The sequence below is a fragment of the Isoptericola sp. Y581 genome, assembly GCF_059445475.1.
Genome location: NZ_JCAIUK010000009.1, coordinates 91981 through 109471 on the forward strand (window position 1 = coordinate 91981; position 17491 = coordinate 109471).

The window sequence follows — 17491 nt, forward strand, 5'->3', positions numbered from 1 at the left end:
TGAGACGGTGTCGATCGGGGCCCAGGCCGTTCGACCTTGGGGTGAACGCACCGAGACGGCACCCCGACAGGAATGGAACCATGGCACGCGAACTCGTCTACACCGGATTCATCACCCTTGACGGCTCGGTCGATTCTCCCGGCGGAGCGGCCGAGGGCCACCCCGGGGGCGGGTGGGTGTTCGACACCGACTTCGTCCCCGAGGCGTACGCCCTGAAAGGCGAAGAGCTCGAGGAGACGACGGCCCTGCTGTTCGGCCGACGCAGCTACGAGGCGTTCTCCGACGTCTGGCCCGCGTCCGCCGATCACGCGGCATACAAGGACCTTCCGAAGTTCGTCGCGTCTTCGACGCTCGACGACGACGCGCTCGTCGAGGGTTGGGGACCGACGACGATCCTGCGCAGCACCAAGGACATCGCCGATCTGAAGCAGGCCGACGGGGGGCCGATCTTCATCCACGGCAGCGCGGAGCTCTCATTGGGTCTGGGCGAAGCCGGCCTCATCGACCGCTACAACCTGCTGATGTTCCCGTACCTCCTCCCAGGCGGCAAGACGATCTTCGGCGCGCACGGCGCCGACCGTCGCGCCCTGTCGTTGCGCGAGTCCGCGGCATACGCGAACGGCGTGGTCAAGCTCGTCTACGACGTCCGGCGCTGAAGGATGGCGTCAGGTCCGCGCGCGCATCGCCTGCCGCGCGGCCAGCTCGGTGGTGGCCAGGACCAGCCCGAAGCTGGTGGCGACGACGAGAGCGAGCATGCCGGCGTCGACGGCCGGGAGGATCCGTTCGCCGTTGCTGAGGGCGAACGTGAGCCCGCAGAGCCCGGGGACGGACGCGACCAGCGCGACGAGGCACCCGGTCGCCGCGAGGAACGTCGCCTCCCAGCGCGCCGTCCGTCGTTGCTGGGCCGGCGTGGCCCCGACGACGCGGAGGCAGGCGAGCTCGGCGCGACGCGCGAGCGTCGTGACCACCAGCGAGTTCACGACGGCGATCGCGATGTAGCCCCACAGGATCAGGAGCAGGAGGACGGGGAAGGCCGATGAATCGGCCGCCGCCTCGTCGGCTCGATCGGCCGCCGTCGCCCGGGTGACGGCGAGGCCGGGGCGTCCGGCGAGCCGCTCCTCGATCCGGAGCTCGACGTCGGCCACGGTCGCGCCGTCGGCGGCGAAGACGGCCAGCGCGGTCGGCCGCCCGGAGGCCGTCGCCGGCCCCAGGTCGCCGGCCGGGAGTACCACGTCGCCGAAGCCGAGGCCGCGCAGGTAGGTCCCGGTCACGCGGCGCTCGACCGTGCGCCCGTCGGGGAGCACGACGTCGAGCTCGTCGCCGTCGCCGACGCCCAGCGAGCTCGCGACCCGGCTGCTGAGGGCGACGCCGCCGTCGGTGACGTCGAGCGCGGACGATCCGACGGGCTGCAGGTCGGCGTACGTCTCGATCCGGTCTCCCTCCACGGCGAGCGCGGGCAGCGACTGCCAGGTGGCCTCTTCGTCCACCCCCAGGACCAGGACGTCCGTCGTCACGACCGACACGACCCCCGCGACGCCAGTCATCGCGGCGACCTCGTTCGCGATCTCTTCGCCCACGCCGGTCGTCGGCCCCGCGACCAGCACGTCGGCGTGCTGGCCGGCATCTGCCTGGTCGGTCGCGACGGCCTGCTCGGTCACGCCGGTGAAGAGCTGCGTGCAGCTGAGGCTGACCCCGAGCACGAGGGGCGTCAGGACGCCGCCGACGCGCGCGGCCCGTGCGCCGATGCTGGCCAGGGCGAGATATCGGGTCGCCGAACGACCGGCCCGCCGCCGCTGCGTCCGGGCCACCAGCCGCACGACCAGCGGGCTGAGCGGGCCGAGCGAGAGGGCGATCGCCAGCCCCGACAGGCCGGCCAGCGCGGCGGCCGCCTCGCCCGAGACGTAGACCGGCGCACAGGCCATGGCGAGCCCGAGCGCCACGCCCGCGAACCCCGCCAGCGTCCGGGGGGCGCGGGTTCGTCGCTCGTCGGTCCCCTCGAGCCCGGCGAGGGGGCTGCCGCCCACGACGTGTCGGGCGGAGACCCGCACGGCGATCTCCGCGGAGGCGACCGCGACGGCGAACGCGGTCACGAAGGGCACCGGGCCGAACACCGGGTCGAGGCTCCGCGGGATGACGTCCCAGGACTGGAGGAGGCCGACCAGCAAGGCGCCGAGGAACGGGCCGACGAGGGCTCCCGTCGTGGCGGCGACGAGCGCCACCCTCCTGATCTCGCCGCGCAGCAGGCGCTTCACCTGCCGCGGGGTGGCGCCGACGACGCGGAGCACGGCCAGTTCTCGCGAGCGTTCCCTGATCTGCAGGGCGGTGAGGGCGATGAGCGTGGACGCGCTGACGATGATCCCCAGCGCGCCGAAGGCGGCCGACGCCGAGACGAGCGCTCCCTTGGCCGGGCCCTGCCGGACCACCTCGATGGCGCCGCGGTCGGCGGCCGGCCACGTGCCTGCGCCGCTGCTCGCGACGGCGGCCAGGGCCACCTCCTTGGTCCCGGTGTCGTCGCCCGCGCCGGGCCAGACGCCGACCGCCGCCACGCGCTGCTCGCCCCGCAGCCGCGCGTGGTCGTCGCTCAGGTAGGCGTCCGCCACGTCGATGCCGGAGTCGTCGGCGGCGAGGACGCCGACGATGGTGAACGGCTCCGCCTCGCCCCCGAACCCGACGTCGACGACCTCGCCGAGGTCCGGCTGCTCGGCGCCGTCGACTCCGCCCGCCAGCACGATCTCGTCCTCGGCCTCCGGTGCGCGCCCAGCCGCGAGGCCGCGGTCGCCCAGCGTGGTCGCCGACCACGGGTGGACGTCCACCGGGTCGTCGCCGGCGGCCAGGACGCCCGGCACGATCCGGTCCACGACGACCCGTGCGCCGGGCAGCGCGCGGGACACCTCCGCGACGACGGAGGGCGGCAGCAGGGCGCGGCCCGGGACCGGCAGGTCGACGTCGTCGCGCACCGGGCGGGTCTGTGGGGCGCCGACCAGGACCGGGGCGGCCGCGTACTCGCCCGTGCCGACCTGCCCACGCACGCCCGTCTCGGTCATCAGGCCGAGCGCACCGATCAGCGCCGCGGAGAACGTCATGGTGACGGCGAGCGCGAGCACGTGCCCCCATCGTCCGCGCAGGCTGAGGCGGACCAGCTCCTTCACGCGTGCCGTCCCAGCTGCGGCAGGGCGCCGGCGATCTGTGCGGCAGTGGCTCCGCGCATCTCGCCCCGCCACTGGCCGTCGGCCATGAAGAGGACGCGGTCGGCCGCGGAGGCGGCGACCGGGTCATGGGTGACCATCAGGACCTGCTGGCCCATGTCCCGCACGATCGAGCGCAGGAGGCCGAGAACTGCCTCGGCCGAGGCGGAGTCGAGGGCGCCCGTGGGTTCGTCCGCGACCACGAGCTCGGGGTCCGAGATCAGCGCACGGGCGAAGGCGACGCGCTGCTGCTGCCCGCCCGAGAGCTGAGCCGGCCGGTGGCCGAGGAAGGCGCCGACTCCCACCGCGTCGGCGAGGCGCTGCACGGCGGCCGTGTCGATCGGCTTGCCCGCCAGCCGGAGGGGGAGCGAGATGTTGTCGGCCGCCGTGAGCGCGGGGATCAGGTTGTAGGCCTGGAACACCACCCCGAGCCGCGACCGCCGCAGCTCCGCCAGTCGGGTCTCGTCGAGACGGGCGATGTCCGTGTCTCCGACGTAGATCGCGCCGGAGTCGGGCTTGTCGAGCCCGAGCAGGCAGTTCAGGAGGGTCGTCTTGCCCGATCCCGACGGACCCATGACCGCCGTGAAGGTCCCCGGCTCGAGCGCGAGGTCGATGTCGACCAGCGCCCACAGCCTGCCCCCGCCACGGCCGTAGCTCTTGCTGACCCCGCGCATCCTGATCATGTCCCCATCGTCCGAGGACGACGACGGCGCCGGAATCCTGCGAGGGGCCGGATCGAGGTAGTGCTGGCACTACCTCCCGGCGACACGGGTCGATCTCGGTAGGGTCGGCCCGTGACTGACGCGGCCGGCAGAGTCCCGCGGCCGGACGCCAGGACAGCAGCTGCCGGGCAGGCGCGTGCCGTGCGCTACCTGGTCGGGGACCTGTTCGCCGGCCTGGTGGCGCTCGTTCTCCTGGCGACCTCGGTCGCCGTCCTCGTGCTGTCCGTCGTGGGGGTGGGGTTGCTCTTCGTCGGTCCCGTGGGCCTCCTGGTGCGCCGGCGGTGCGACCGGGAGCGGACCCGCGTCGGGCGGGTGCTCGGGAGGCCGGTCGACTCGCCCTACGTCGGCGAGCCCGGTGCGCGGTTCGGTGCGCGGTTCGCCGCGGCGCGTGCCCATGCCGCGTCGGGGACCCTGGCCCGCGACGCGGGCACGCTCGCCCTTCGCGTGCTGGCCGGCCTGCCGCTCGGCGCGGCCGCCATCGCGCTGCCCCTGTTCGCGCTGAACTACGGCCTCGTCCCGTTCTACTGGTGGGCGCTCCCCGAGGGGGAGTCCGCCGTCATGTTCGCGGTGACCTCGTGGCCGGCGGCGGCTGCCTCGGCCGCGATCGGCGTCGCCGCCTTCGCCCTCTGGGCGACCGCTCCCGCGGTGGCGAGGGTCGACGCGAAGGTCGCGGCGACGCTGTTGCTGCCGAGCCCGGCGCAGGAGCTGCGCCGCCGCGCGGAGATCGAGAGGGTCCGCCGCGAGTCGGCCGTGTCCGCCCATTCCGCGGAGCTGCGACGGATCGAGCGGGACCTGCACGACGCGGCGCAGAACCGCCTGGTGGCGGTCGCGATGTACGTGGGCATGGCCCAACGCCAGCTCGAGACCGGGTCGGGAGACCCCGGCGCCTCGCTGACCAAGGCCGGCCGCGCCGCGACCGATGCCCTCGCCGAGGTGCGGCGGGTGATCCACGGCATCTATCCGCCCCTCCTCGCCGAGGAGGGGCTGGTCCCCGCCGTGGGGTCTCTCGTGGACCAGAGCCAGATCCCCGCCAGGCTGCACGTGGACGGGCCTGCACCCACCCCCGCCTCCGTCGACGCGGCGCTCTACTTCTCCGTCGCCGAGCTGCTGACCAACGTCGCCAAGCACAGCGGCGCACGAGAGGCGACTGTGGAGCTGCGCTGGAAGCCGGTCGGACAGGTTCCGTGGGTGACGGCGGTGGTCGGCGACGACGGCAGAGGCGGAGCCGACCCGAGCGCAGGCAGCGGCATCGCGGGCGTGGAGAATCGCGTCAGGGCCCTGGGGGGTTCGCTGCACGTGACCAGCCCGCCCGGCGGGCCGACCAGGATCGAGGTGAGCTTGCCGTGCGAGTCGTGATCGCCGAGGACGACGCACTGCTTCGTGAAGGGCTTGCGGCGCTGCTGCGCGCCGAGGGCATCGAGGTCTCCGCGGTGACCGACACGGCGGAGTCCCTCGACGACCTGATCGCCGCGCACGACGCGGACCTGGCCGTCGTCGACGTGCGGATGCCGCCCACCTGGACCGACGAGGGTCTCCGGGCGGCCATCGAGATCAGGCGCAGCCGGCCCGGCTTCCCTGTCGTCGTGCTCTCCGCCCACGTCGAGCCCGCGTCGGCGGGTCAGCTGCTCGCGGAGGGTGCCGGTGCGGTGGGGTACCTCCTGAAGGAGCGGGTCGCGGCCGTCGGGGACTTCATCCACGCGGTGCACCGGGTCGCCGGCGGGCACACCGCGCTGGATCCCGAGGTCGTCAGCATCCTCATGCAGCGCCGCCGCAGCCCGCTGGCGACGCTCACCGCTCGCGAACGGGCCGTCCTCGAGCTCGTGGCCCAGGGCGATCGCAACGGGGAGGTCGCCGCGAAGCTCTTCGTCTCCGAGGCGGCGATCTCCAAGCACATCCGCAGCATCTTCGACAAGCTGGGCCTCCACGCCGAGGATGTCGGTCATCGACGAGTGCTCGCAGTCCTGTCCTACCTCCGGGAGAGGTAGCACCTCGGGCGGCGCCTCGTCAGGCCGGGGGCTTCGCCGTTCCGCCGACGAGGCCGCTCTCGTAGGCGACGATCACGGCCTGCACGCGGTCCCGCACGCCCAGCTTGGCCAGGACGTTGCCGACGTGGGTCTTGACCGTCGTCGCGCCGAGCACGAGGCGCTCGGCGATCTCGGCGTTGGACAGGCCCTCGGCGACGCAGCGCAGCACGTCGAACTCGCGCGGGGTGAGCGTGCGCAGGCGGGGGTCGAGGTCGTCGGCGGGGCGCCCGGCGTCAGCGCCGGTGCCGGTCGGCAGGTGCGGGGCGAACAGGTCGAGCATGCGGCGCACGACGCGCGGCGCGACGACGGAGCTCCCGGCCGCCACGGCGCGGATCGCGTCGACGAGCTCGTCCGGCCGCGCGTTCTTCAGGAGGAACCCGCTGGCCCCCGACCGGAGCGCGGCGAACGCGTACTCGTCGAGGTCGAACGTGGTGAGCACGAGCACGCGCGACGACGGGTGCTGGGCGACGACCCGCCGCGTGGCCTCGATGCCGTCCATGCCCGGCATGCGGATGTCCATGAGCACGACGTCGGGGTCGAGCGACGCCACCTGATCGAGCGCGACCGCCCCGTCCGACGCCTCGCCGACCACCTCGAGGTCCGGCTCGGACTCGATCACGAGGCGGAACCCCATCCGCAGCAGCGCCTGGTCGTCCACGAGCAGCACCGTCGTCATGCGCGGTCTCCTTCTTTCGCGGCATGGTCGTCGGCGTCATCCCACGGCAGGACGACGCGCACGCGCCAGCCGCCCTCGGGGCGGGGCCCCGCCTCGACGTTGCCGCCGAGGATCGCGGCGCGCTCGCGCATGCCGAGGATGCCGCGGCCGGACCCGCCGCCGGTGCCGGGGCGGGTGCCGCCGTCGTCCACGACCTCTATCTCGACGGCCGAGGCGGTGCGACGGACGACGACCCGGGCCGACGGGGTGCCGGGCGCGTGCCGCAGCACGTTCGTCAGCGCCTCCGGCACGATGCGCGCCACGGCCAGGCGGAGCGACGTGTCCTGCGGCAGCTCGACGTCGAGGCCCGTCGCCGTGACGGGGACGCCCGCGGCGCGGAAGCGTTCGACGACGCTGCCCAGGCCGGTCACCTCCGGCTCCTGGCGACCGTCAGACCCGTCGGCCCCGGCCGCCACGTCGTCGTCCGGGCGGGGTTCGAGGACGCCGAGCACCCGCTGCAGGTCCGACAGCGCCTCGCGGCCGGTCCGCGACAGCTCGCGCAGGGCCTCGCGGGAGCGGTCGGGTACGCGGTCGAACGCCGCGCCGGCGCCGTCGGACAGCGCGACCATCACCGAGACGCTGTTCGCGACGACGTCGTGCATCTCGCGCGCGATGCGGGCGCGCTCCGAGACGCGGGCGAGCGCGGCGCTCTGGTCGCGGTCCTGGGCCATCGTCTGGTACCGCCCGACGACCTCCTGGGCGTAAAAACGGCGGGCGCGCGCCACCGACCCGGTCGCGAGGCCGAGCGCCACGAGCGCGAGCAGGAGCGCCGCCGAGGTCACCCGGCGGCCCGAGGAGAAGGGCGGTGCCTCGAGCTGCCGGCCCGGGTCGCGCCCGTTCGGCAGCTTCGTGCTCCACGCCAGCATCTCCGCGAGGCCGATCTCCTGCCACCACCACAAGGCGGGCACGACGACCAGGAGGACCGCGCCGGACGCGATCCAGGCGGTGCGTGCCGGCCGGGTGGCCGCGACCGTGTACAGCGCGCAGGCGAGGCACAGCCCGAGGACGCCGAGCACGCCCGCCAGGCCGAGCGAGGCGACGGCCAGCACGGTGAGCGCCGCCGTGGTGCCGAGCGGCCACCGCCGACGGACGGCGAGCAGCCCCGCCCCCAGGACGGCACCGACGAGCCACACGGTCGGGACGGTCCATGCGACGGCATCGCCAGGCCGGTACAGCCCCAGGCTGGTGGACCCCTCCACGGTCTCCAGGCTGATGGCGGCGGTGACGAGCCCGACCAGCAGCACCGCCCCGACGAGGGCGGCGTCCGCGCCCCGGGGATGCGCGGCGACCAGGCGCCCCACCGGCCCCTGCCGCTGCACCTGCCCCGCCGTCAGGGCGTCGGCAGTGCGCGAGGTCGTCACGTGCCCCACTCTCCCACCGCGCGCCGCGATGGCCGACCCGCGCTCAGGTGACGTCATGACGCCGCAGCCGGTACGCGGCCGCGGCGAGGAGGCCGACGACCCACAGCAGGAGGACGAGCCCCGCGCCGCCGGCCCCGACATGGGGGCCGAGGGTCGTCGCGTCGAGGGAAGCGAGCCCCGCGTCGTCGAGGAGCAGCCGCCCCCCGGCACCGGGCAGGAGGGTGCGCACCGTGTCCGTGACCTGCCCGGGGTTGGTCGCGAGCAACTGGTCGACGACGACGAGCAGCAGCACCGCCGCGACGAGCGCGGCGGCCGGACGGCGCAGCAGCGCCCCCAGGCCGAGCCCCAGCAGCGCGACGCCCGTCAGGGAGAGGACGAAGCCGGCCAGGACGCGCGCGGTCTCGCCGTCCGCGAGGTCGACGGCCAGCCCGGCCGTGGCCCGCGGGCCGGCCGTGACCAGGAACGACGCCGCGACGGCGAGCGCCGCGGTGACGAGGGCGACGACGGTCGTGACGACCGCCTGGGCCGCGAGCACCGGCAGCCGCCGCGGGACGGCGGTGAAGGTCGTCGTGGCCGTGCCGGTGCTGTACTCGCCGGTGCCGACCAGCACGCCCAGCACCAGGGACCCGAGCTGGGCGAGCAGGTAGCCGGAGACGACGAGCGAGGCCCCCGACCGGCCGTCCCCTGGCCGCACGAACATGCCGAGCGCGAAGGCGAGCCCCGCCGCCGCGACGACGGTCCCCAGGGCGATCCACAGGCTCGAGCGCAGGCCGGTGAGCTTGGTCCACTCCGCGGCCAGGACGCGGGCGAACGAGACCCGGGTGCCGTTTCGGTCCACGGTGCCGTCCACCGTGCCGTCTACCATGCCGGACCTCACGTCAGGTCACGGGTGCGCAGCCGGAGCGCGGCCGCGGCGAGGGGGACGAGGATCCAGGCGGCGAGGACGAGCCCGCCGCCCCAGGCGCCGAGGTCGGGGGCGCCCTCGACGCCGCCGACCCCCGGCGTCATCGTCAGCAGCGTCCCCGCGCCGAAGGGCAGGAACGTGACGACCGTGTTCACCGCGTCCTGTGCGGGCGTGCTGCCCGACGCCGCCATCTGGCCGGTGGACGCGCCCGCCGCGAGCATCAGCGCGGTCGGCAGCACCAGGACGAGGGCGATCGCGGTGACCAGGGCCGGGACAGCGCGCCGCAGGAGCGCCCCGACCGCCAGGCCGACCAGGGCCAGCCCGACGAGGAAGAGCACCGTGCCGATCAGCACCTGGGGCGTCCCGTCCGCGGCGAGGTCAAGGGCGATCCCCCGCGACCGGGCGGACGGCAGCAGCCCGATCACTGCGGCCGCGACGGTGAGCACGGCGAGGACGAGCGTGAACGCGGCCGTGGCGATGGCCTGACCGGCGAGGACGGGTAGGCGCCGCGGCACCGCCGTGAACGTGGCGCGGAACGTGCCGGTGCTGAACTCCCCGGTCCCCACGAGGACCCCCAGGACCAGCGGGCCGACCTGGGCGAGCGGGAGACCCGCAGTGAGCGAGTCGAGCGGGATGAAACCCGGGTCCACGGACGAGGCGCTCGCGGCCGCGGACGTGAGAACCCCGGACACCACCACGGTCGCGACGGCGATCCAGAACGGGGAGCGCAGGCTCGTGAGCTTGGACCACTCCGACAGGATGAGGTGTGAGAGCGTCATGCCGCGTCACCGCCCCGGTACTGCACGGAACCGGCGGTCAGCTGCAGGTAGGCGTCCTCGAGCGAGCCGCCGCCGGAGCCGTCCACGATCTCCTGCACCGACGCGTCCGCGAGCAGCCGGCCCTGGCCGATGACGACCACCCGGTCGGCGCACAGGGCGAGCTCGTGCATGAGGTGCGAGGAGAGGAGGACGGTGCGCCCCTCGGCGGCGAGGTCGCGCACCAGCCCGCGCACCCACAGGATCCCGTCGGGGTCGAGCCCGTTGACCGGCTCGTCGAGAATCAGCGTCCCCGGGTCGCCGAGCAGCGCCCCCGCGATCCCGAGCCGCTGACCCATGCCGAGGGAGAACGTCCCCGCCCGGCGCCCCGCGACCGACCCGAGGCCCGTCATCGCGATCACCTCGTCGACGCGGGACCGGGGGATGCCGTGGGTCCGGGCCTGCGCCAGCAGGTGGCGGAACGCCGTGCGCCCCGGGTGCACGGAGCGGGCGTCGAGCATGACGCCCACCGAGCGCAGTGGCGCGCGGAGGTCCGCGTACTGCCGGCCGTCGACCGTCGCGGTGCCCGACGTCGGCCGCTCGAGGCCCACGATCATCCGCATGGTCGTCGACTTTCCGGCGCCGTTGGGGCCCAGGAACCCGGTCACCGTCCCCGGCCGTGCGCTGAATGTCAGCCCGTCCACCGCCGTCGTGGACCCGTAGCGCTTCACCAGCGCCTTCACCTCGATCATGCATCCTCCTGCCGTCCCTGCTGCGTCGCCGCCCATGCGGCCTTCCGATGCCTACGACGCTAGGGACAGCCCGGGGGTCGGCAGCACCTGCCGGCGGACGAGATCGGCGGTCGGTCGTCCTCCTCCGCAAGGACGAGGACGACCGACCACAGGACGACCGCGGGCCCTCGCTCAGGCGAACATCTCGCCGAGCAGCTCGGGGTCGAGGGGGATGGGCGCGGGCCGATAGGCAGGCGGCTGGGTGCCCAGCAGCTCGCGCACCAGGAAGTCCCAGCAGCGCGTGCGGACGTACGCCAGGGAGTCGATGAACATGTGCTCGGCACCGGGCACGACGAACATCTCGAAGTCCTTGCCCGTCGCGACCAGCCGGTCGGCGAGCCGCAGCGTCTGGTCCGGGTGGACCCGGTCGTCCATCTCGCCGTGGATCAGCAGGAGCCGGCCCTCCAGCCGGTCCGCGATCTCCACGTTGGACGTGCGGGCCCAGGCCTCCGAGGCGTTCGCGCCGTCGTAGGCCTCCACGAAGTCCAGGCTGAAGCACCGGGCGTCGTGAGAGCCGGACAGGGCCACGCCCACCCCGTACACCTCGGGGTGGTCCAGCATCGCCCGGGCGGCGGCGAACCCGCCCCCGGAGTGGCCGAACGCGGCCACCCGGCCGGTGTCCATCCACGGCCGGGTCGCGGCCAGCTGCTGCAGCGCCGCGACGTGGTCGTCCAGGCTGCCCGCGTCGGCCAGGTGGCCGTAGGAGGCGTCGTGGAAGGCCTTGTCGCGCCCGGGGGTGCCGCGCCCGTCCACGGCGACCACCACGAAGCCCAGCGCCGCGAGAGGCTCTGCGTCCAGGCCCATCCCGCCGGGGTCGAAGCACGGGTCCACACGGTTGACCTGCGGGCCCGGGTAGAGGGTGTCCACCACGGGGTAGCGGCGCGCGGGGTCGAATCCCCGCGGCCGGTACAGCACCCCGTAGACGTCGGTGACGCCGTCGGCCGCCTTGACGCGGAACCGCTCCGGCGGCGTCCAGCCCGCGGCCTCGAGCCTCGAGACGTCGGCCCGCTCCAGCTCGACCAGCACCCGACCGGACCAGTCGCGCACGCGGGTGACCGGCGGGGTGTCGACGGCGGACGCGGAGTCGATGAAGTACTCCCCGCGCTCGGGCAGGGTGACGACGTGGTCCAGGTCGTCGTCCGTGACCGCCGCGAACCCGGTGCCGTCCAGACCCACCCGGCACACGGTGCGCCGGTACGGGTCGGACCCGACCAGCCCGGAGGCGGTGAAGTACACCACCCGCTCGGCCTCGTCCACGTGCAGGATCTGCCGCACGGCCCACGGCCCGGACGTGACCTGGCCCAGCAGGTCGCCGGTGCGCAGGTCGTACCGGTACAGGTGGCCCCAGCCGTCCCGCTGCGAATACCACAGCACCTCGTCGGCCAGCACGCGCACGATCGGCAGGTCGTACAGCCACTGGTTCGGCTCCACGCGGGTGGGCCCCGACTCGCTGAGCACCACGGTGACCTCGCCCGTGGCCGGGTCCATCCGGTGCAGGGCGAGCGTGCGGCGGTCGCGAGGCTGGCTCAGGTAGTACACCGCCGAGCCGTCCGCGGCCCACCACGCCCAGCCACCCATGACGGGCGACACCATCGGCGTGAGCAGCGGCTCGGCCTGGGCGTGCACCGCCGTGCCCGCCGCGACGTCCAGCACCACCAGCTCGGACCGCGGCACGGCCTCGTCGCCGGCGTAGGCGTACCGCTGGGCGTGCATGCGCGGCGGCCCGCCGTCGGCCGGCCGGGCCTCCACGAGGTGGGTCTCGCGGACGTCGCGCTCGTCGGTCCGGTGCGTCAGCACCCGCGTCGAGTCGGGCGACCACGCCACCGCGGGCGGTAGGTGCGGCAGCCCGAACTTGCGCAGCAGGGTGCCGTTGCCGAGGGCCTCCGGGCTGGTGCCGTACCCGTAGGCGGGAGCTCCGTCGGTGGTCAGCGCCCACTCGCGGTCGTCCGTGAGGGAGCACGCCCACAGGTCGTGCCCGCGCCGGGACACCGCGAGCTTGCCGTCGGGCGACGACACGTCCAGCGGGTTGCCGGACGGCGGGGTGGCCGCGGTCGATGCCGCGAGGAGCGGTGCGGGGTCGGACACCTCCTCGCGGGTGCCCGCCGCCGGGTCGACCAGCACGAACTGCTTCTCGGCGCCGGTGCTCACGGCGTACCAGAAGCGGGTGCCGTCGTCGATCCACCGCGGCCGGACCTTGTCCCCGACGACGAGCTCGCCGGGGCTGAGCGGTCGGCGCAGGAGCTTCTCGGCGGCCTGGTAGTCGTCGGTGATACTCATGTTTCGAGTCCCTTCGTGGAGCCGGTGGGCGGTGCGAGTGCGGTGCGAGGGGTGGCGCGCGTCAGACGCTGCGGGCGGTGATGTTGCCGTATGCGGTGGTCGCGCGGACGTCGAGGTCGGCGGTGCCGGTGTTCTTCAGCGAGTTGTGGACCCGGCCGTAGGCGGTGCCGGCGTCCAGCGAGGCGGACACCCCGGCGGCGGCCGCGATCGACACGTCGCCGGCGTCGGTGCGCAGCACGACCGTGCCGCGCACCGCCTCGGCGACGCGGATGTCGCCCTTCGACGTGCTGATCTCCGCCGGGCCGCCCAGGCGGCCGACCGTGACGTCGCCGGCGAGGACGGCGAGGCGGGCGCTCGCGGCCTCGTCGAGCGTGATCGCGCCGTGTGCGAGGTCGACGTCGACGTCGCCGAGCCGGCCGACGCCCCGGATCTCGGCGCTGGCGACCTTCGCCTCGACGCGGGACCCGGCGGGCAGCTGGACCGTGACCTCGACGGCCCCGGTGGCGCCGACGGGCCTGTGCTTCACCGGGGTCGTGACCCGCAGGGCACCGTCGGCGTACTCGACGGTGGTCTCCGCCGCGGACTTCACGTCGCGGCTCCTCGACGGGTCCGCCGGGAGCACCTCGACCGTCGTGTCGGCCCGGTCGGCGGCGATGATCTGGACGCGGCCCGCGGGGACGTCGAGGGAGAGGGTGATGGCGGTGGGGGTGTCGAAGGTCTGCATGGTGCTCAGCTCCTGTGGCTCGAGGCTCGGTGTTTCTGATACCGGAAACGCTATGTTGCGTTTCAACTGGATGGCCACAGTGTTGTTGCGTTCGAGCGTTATCTACGCAGGTCAGAGTGCATTAATCATTGCAACCAGCCTGCGCGGAATGCAACAAGCGAGCGTCGTCGCGTTGCAATGAATCGGAAGTGAACGCTAGCCTGGCCGCCCACGGGAGCAACGAGGAGGCACCATGCCCGGAGGCAGGCTCACCCAGCAGGAACGCCGGCAGATCGCGCTGGGCCTCGCCGACGACCTCGCCTACGCCGAGATCGCCCGGCGGCTCGACCGCCCCACGTCGACGATCACGCGCGAGGTCATGCGCAACGGCGGTCCCGGTTCCTACCGTGCCGACCTGGCCCAGCACTCCACGGAACGCCGCGCCCACCGGCGCCGGCAGACCGCGCCCCGCCGGTCGGCGGCGCCCCTGGCCGCCCACGGGCGCGACCCCGAGGCCGTGCGGGAGCTCGAGGAGACCTTCACCGCCCTCTTCATGCAGTCGGGCCTGCCCCGCATGGCGGCGCGCGTGCTGACCCACCTCTACACGACCGACGCGGGCAGCCTCACCGCTTCCGAGCTCGTCCAGCGCCTGCAGGTCAGCCCGGCGTCCGTCTCCAAGGCGGTCACGTTCCTCGAGGGCCAGGGCCTCGTCCGCAGGGAGCGCGCGGAGGGGCGGCGCGAGCACTACGTCGCCGACAACGACGTCTGGTACCAGTCGATGATCGCCGCGGCCCGGTCCAACGCCCAGCTCGCCGAGACCGCACGGCAGGGCGTCAGCGTCCTCGGGCGTGGCACCCCGGCCGCCGTCCGACTGGAGAACACGGCCCGCTTCATGGACTTCGTCGGCGAGAGCATCGCACGCGCCGCGGAACAGGCCCGCGAGATCCTCTCCACGGACGCCGAGACGCCGCCGGGGGGTCCGACGCCGCCGGAGGCCGGGGCCGGCGCGACCGCCGCGAGCTAGGGAAACCGCTGGTGGTCGGGCCCGCGCCGGTCCACGATGGTGCGCATGCCCGACCCGGTGCACGTCGTCGAGATCGCGTGCGACGAGTCGGGGTTCTCCGGGACGAACCTCCTGGACCCCGCCTCGCCGGTGATCACGCACGCCGGTGTCGACCTCACCGTCGAGGAGGCCGCCGAGCTCCTCGCCACGCTGCGGTCGCGGTTCGGCCATCCGCGAGCGCCGGAGCACAAGTCCGCCGCGCTGCTGCGGCCCGGGCAGCAGCGGACCGTCGACTGGTTCCGGGGCGCGCTCCGCGGGAGGTCGCACGTCCACGTCGTCGACAAGCGCTCCTACGTCGCCGCCCGGGTGGTCGAGCTGCTCGTCGACGAGCCGTCGTACGGCGCGGGCACGCGGCTGGGCGACGACCACGCCGACGCCGTGGCCACGCTGCGGGAGCGCACGCCGCTGCTCGCGGCGTTCGTCGCGATGACGCACACGAAGCATCGCCGGCGCATCGAACCCGCCGCCGTCGACCGGTTCCTCGCGACCGTGCCCGCCGACGTCCCGGCGCTGCGCGGCGTCACGAGAACGAGGGTCGAGCGCGTCCTCGAGCGGCTGCTCGCCGGCGACCCCGCCATCCCGCCCCCGCTCGAGCCGCTCATCCCCGCGGTCGCGGAGACGGCGCTGTGGTGGAGCGCCGGACGGCGGTCGGTCGCCGTCGTGCACGACGAGCAGAGCGCGCTCACGCCGCAGCGCATGGCGCGCCTCGCGGCCTACCTGGCGCGGGAGGTGTCGCCGGCGCCGCCACCGCTGCTCGGCGTGCGGCAGGTCGACTCTCGGCACGACCCGCGCGTGCAGGTGGCCGACCTCCTGGCCGGTCTCGCCCGGCGGGACGCGACGACCGACCCGGCGGCCGCGCTTCTCGAGAAGCGGTGACGGTTGACCGGGAGGCGGCCGGCAACATCGTCGACAACGTCACCTGGTCCGAGCCCGGCGACGACAACAACCCGGCCGGGCCGGACCCGGAGTGCACGACGTCGAGCTGCAGGTCTCGGACGGGTCGTGCGAGGCGCAGGAGCCGGCCCCGGGGCGGACGCGATCGTCGCGGCGCACCCGCACCCGGTCGGCGCCGCGCGCCGACAAGCCGTCAAATGCCGGGGGCAGCAAGAAGCCCGCGGGCTGGAGGTCGAACCTCCTACCGTGCTGGACGAGGGCACGGCACCCGCGGGCTCCGGTGGTCGCGAGAAACTCGCTACCCGTCCCGCGCGCCCACCGGGCTCGACGACCTGATCGCCGGGTCCGGTAGCGCGAAACGCTCAAGGGCGCGCGCGACTAGCGCGCGACCACCTCATGGGTCCGAAGAGTCTTCACTACTCCGATCACCTCCTTTCTCATGTGCCGATGACGCTACGCCGGGTCCACGGGGGAGGCCAAGGGTTTTCCTCAGGGTGAACGACGGGGCCGTCGAGGGGTGACCGGAGGGCGGTCGGAGGCCCGGTCAGCCGCGCCGCAGGTGCGCCCACTCGCCGGGGTAGTCGTCGAGCCACTGCGCCAAGGAGCGGGCCGGGCGGCCCACGAGGCGGCCGACGTCGTCGGAGACGTGCGCCAGCTCGCCCGCGGCGATGGCGGTGTAGGACGAGATCCACCCGTCCACCTCGAACGGCGCCGCCCCGTACCCGGCGCGGGAGGCGTACGCCTCCTCCTCGGTCTCCGGGTGGTAGGTGATGTCGCGCCCCGCGGCCCGGCCGAGCGTCGCGGCGACCTCGTCCAGCGTGAGGGCCTGCGGCCCGGTGACCTCGTAGGTCGCGCCGTCGTGCCGCGCCGGCCGCTCGTCGAGGATGACGGCGGTCGCGACGTCGGCCACGTCGTCGTGCGAGACCGCCGCGACCCGCCCGTCGCCCGCCGGGCCGCGGATCACGCCGTCGCGCCCGACGAACATGCTCAGCGCGTGGTGGTAGAGGTTGTCGCGCAGCACCGTCCAGCGCAGGGCGGTCCGCTCCCCCACCTCGGCCAGGTGCTGCTCGGTGCGCCAGTGGTCGCGGGAGAACGTGAACACGGCGTCCGGCGCCGCGCCCGCGAACGACGTGTAGACGAGCCGCTCGACGCCGGCCGCCACGGCCGCGTCGACCATGGCCGCGTGCTGGGCGACCCGGTCTGGCGCCTCGCGGGCGCTCACCAGGAACAGGGTGCGCACCCCGTCGAACGCCGCCCGCATCGCGTCCGTGTCGCGGTAGCCGTCCGCGACGGCGACCTCGCACTCCGGCAGGGCGCGGCCGTCGCTGAGCCGCGGCGCCCGGGCGGGGTCGCGCACCACCAGCCGCTGCCGCGCGCCCTCCGCGGCGAGGCGGAACGCCAGCCGTGACCCGAGCCGCCCGCTGGCCCCCGTCACGGCGACCAGACCGTCCGCCGCCCATCTCGCCATGGCTCACGGTAGGCACGACCTCGCTGGTTGAGCCTGTCGAAACCGGATGGAGACGGCCGGCCGGCCGGGTCAGAATGGTGCCGTGACTGCCACCCCGTACCGCATCATGACCGTCTGCACCGGCAACATCTGCCGCTCCCCCATGGCCGAGATCGTGCTGCGCGACCGCCTCGGGGCCGCCGGGCTCGGCGACCGGGTGGTCGTCGACTCGTCCGGCGTCAGCGACGAGGAGCACGGCAACCCCGTGGACCCGCGCGCCCGGCGGGTGCTCGCCGCGCGCGGCTACCCCACGGGCGACGGCCACCACGCCCGCCAGACCACCCCCGACGACCTCGCCTCCCACGACCTGCTGCTGCCCATGACCGCGCAGCACGCGCGGCGGCTGCGGCGCCTCGTCACCGGGCGCGAGGACGGGCTCGCGGAGATCCGCATGTACCGGTCGTTCGACCCGGACGCGCCCCTCGTCGAGCCCGGGGGCGACGAGCACCTGCTGGACGTCGAGGACCCCTGGTACGGCGACCAGGACGGGTTCGAGACCTGCCTCGACGAGATCGAGGCAGCCGCCGACGGCGTCGTCGAGCACGTGCGGGCCCGCCTCGACGCGCGGGAGCCCGCGAGCTGACGAAATG

The 17491-nt window shown here is 74.5% G+C and carries 16 protein-coding genes; 6 read left to right on the forward strand and 10 right to left on the reverse strand.

All coding sequences use genetic code 11. The features are described from left to right. Window positions 1-80 precede the first annotated feature (80 nt). Window positions 81-656: a dihydrofolate reductase family protein gene (locus tag AC1C2W_RS17245; protein ID WP_495413807.1), complete on the forward strand. Its 576-nt coding sequence runs from the start codon at window positions 81-83 to the stop codon at window positions 654-656. Window positions 657-665: 9 nt separating this feature from the next. Here the strand turns inward: AC1C2W_RS17245 and AC1C2W_RS17250 are convergent, their stop codons facing one another. Together AC1C2W_RS17250 and AC1C2W_RS17255 are read right to left on the reverse strand one after the other, a co-directional pair. Then, window positions 666-3149 carry an FtsX-like permease family protein gene (locus AC1C2W_RS17250; protein WP_495413808.1) on the reverse strand — a complete coding sequence of 828 codons (2484 nt, stop codon included), beginning with the start codon at window positions 3147-3149 and terminating at the stop codon, window positions 666-668. Next, entirely contained in the window at window positions 3146-3868 is a 723-nt protein-coding gene (locus AC1C2W_RS17255; RefSeq protein WP_495390772.1) for an ABC transporter ATP-binding protein, read from the reverse strand. The genes AC1C2W_RS17250 and AC1C2W_RS17255 overlap by 4 nt, the downstream gene beginning before the upstream one ends. Before the next feature lie 111 nt (window positions 3869-3979). On the opposite strand from AC1C2W_RS17255, the gene AC1C2W_RS17260 reads away from it, so the two are divergent. Both AC1C2W_RS17260 and AC1C2W_RS17265 read left to right on the forward strand, forming a co-directional pair. Then, window positions 3980-5263 (forward strand): sensor histidine kinase, encoded by a 1284-nt coding sequence (locus AC1C2W_RS17260; protein ID WP_495413809.1) that lies wholly within the window; start codon window positions 3980-3982, stop codon window positions 5261-5263. Next, window positions 5251-5892: a response regulator transcription factor gene (locus tag AC1C2W_RS17265; protein WP_495413810.1), complete on the forward strand. Its 642-nt coding sequence runs from the start codon at window positions 5251-5253 to the stop codon at window positions 5890-5892. Before AC1C2W_RS17260 ends, AC1C2W_RS17265 begins: the two co-directional genes overlap by 13 nt. A gap of 19 nt (window positions 5893-5911) precedes the next feature. Here the strand turns inward: AC1C2W_RS17265 and AC1C2W_RS17270 are convergent, their stop codons facing one another. The 7 genes from AC1C2W_RS17270 to AC1C2W_RS17300 form a co-directional block, all read right to left on the reverse strand. Beyond that, entirely contained in the window at window positions 5912-6607 is a 696-nt protein-coding gene (locus AC1C2W_RS17270) for a response regulator (RefSeq protein ID WP_495390769.1), read from the reverse strand. Then, on the reverse strand, window positions 6604-8007 hold the full coding sequence (locus AC1C2W_RS17275) for a sensor histidine kinase (protein WP_495413811.1): 1404 nt from the start codon (window positions 8005-8007) through the stop codon (window positions 6604-6606). The genes AC1C2W_RS17270 and AC1C2W_RS17275 overlap by 4 nt, the downstream gene beginning before the upstream one ends. Before the next feature lie 43 nt (window positions 8008-8050). Further along, window positions 8051-8872 (reverse strand): hypothetical protein, encoded by an 822-nt coding sequence (locus tag AC1C2W_RS17280; protein WP_495413812.1) that lies wholly within the window; start codon window positions 8870-8872, stop codon window positions 8051-8053. Between the two features lie 8 nt (window positions 8873-8880). Continuing rightward, the gene (locus tag AC1C2W_RS17285; protein WP_495413813.1) at window positions 8881-9690 is read right to left on the reverse strand and encodes an ABC-2 transporter permease; all 810 of its coding nucleotides are present in this window, start codon (window positions 9688-9690) and stop codon (window positions 8881-8883) included. Then, window positions 9687-10418 carry an ABC transporter ATP-binding protein gene (locus AC1C2W_RS17290; RefSeq protein ID WP_495390765.1) on the reverse strand — a complete coding sequence of 244 codons (732 nt, stop codon included), beginning with the start codon at window positions 10416-10418 and terminating at the stop codon, window positions 9687-9689. The genes AC1C2W_RS17285 and AC1C2W_RS17290 overlap by 4 nt, the downstream gene beginning before the upstream one ends. Before the next feature lie 171 nt (window positions 10419-10589). Further along, window positions 10590-12734, reverse strand: a complete 2145-nt coding sequence (locus tag AC1C2W_RS17295) for a S9 family peptidase (RefSeq protein ID WP_495390764.1) — start codon at window positions 12732-12734, stop codon at window positions 10590-10592. 61 nt (window positions 12735-12795) lie between these two features. Further along, window positions 12796-13458 (reverse strand): DUF4097 family beta strand repeat-containing protein, encoded by a 663-nt coding sequence (locus AC1C2W_RS17300; RefSeq protein WP_495390763.1) that lies wholly within the window; start codon window positions 13456-13458, stop codon window positions 12796-12798. Window positions 13459-13690: 232 nt separating this feature from the next. Here AC1C2W_RS17300 and AC1C2W_RS17305 point away from each other — a divergent pair, with 232 nt between their 5' ends. Together AC1C2W_RS17305 and AC1C2W_RS17310 are read left to right on the forward strand one after the other, a co-directional pair. After that, the gene (locus AC1C2W_RS17305; RefSeq protein WP_495413814.1) at window positions 13691-14461 is read left to right on the forward strand and encodes a GbsR/MarR family transcriptional regulator; all 771 of its coding nucleotides are present in this window, start codon (window positions 13691-13693) and stop codon (window positions 14459-14461) included. Window positions 14462-14506: 45 nt separating this feature from the next. Next, window positions 14507-15376, forward strand: coding sequence for a DUF3800 domain-containing protein (locus tag AC1C2W_RS17310; RefSeq protein WP_495413815.1), 870 nt, complete (start codon window positions 14507-14509; stop codon window positions 15374-15376). A gap of 562 nt (window positions 15377-15938) precedes the next feature. Here the strand turns inward: AC1C2W_RS17310 and AC1C2W_RS17315 are convergent. Then, window positions 15939-16862: an NmrA family NAD(P)-binding protein gene (locus AC1C2W_RS17315; RefSeq protein WP_495413816.1), complete on the reverse strand. Its 924-nt coding sequence runs from the start codon at window positions 16860-16862 to the stop codon at window positions 15939-15941. A gap of 106 nt (window positions 16863-16968) precedes the next feature. On the opposite strand from AC1C2W_RS17315, the gene AC1C2W_RS17320 reads away from it, so the two are divergent. Further along, window positions 16969-17484 (forward strand): low molecular weight protein-tyrosine-phosphatase, encoded by a 516-nt coding sequence (locus AC1C2W_RS17320; RefSeq protein WP_495390876.1) that lies wholly within the window; start codon window positions 16969-16971, stop codon window positions 17482-17484. The last annotated feature ends 7 nt before the right edge of the window (window positions 17485-17491 follow it).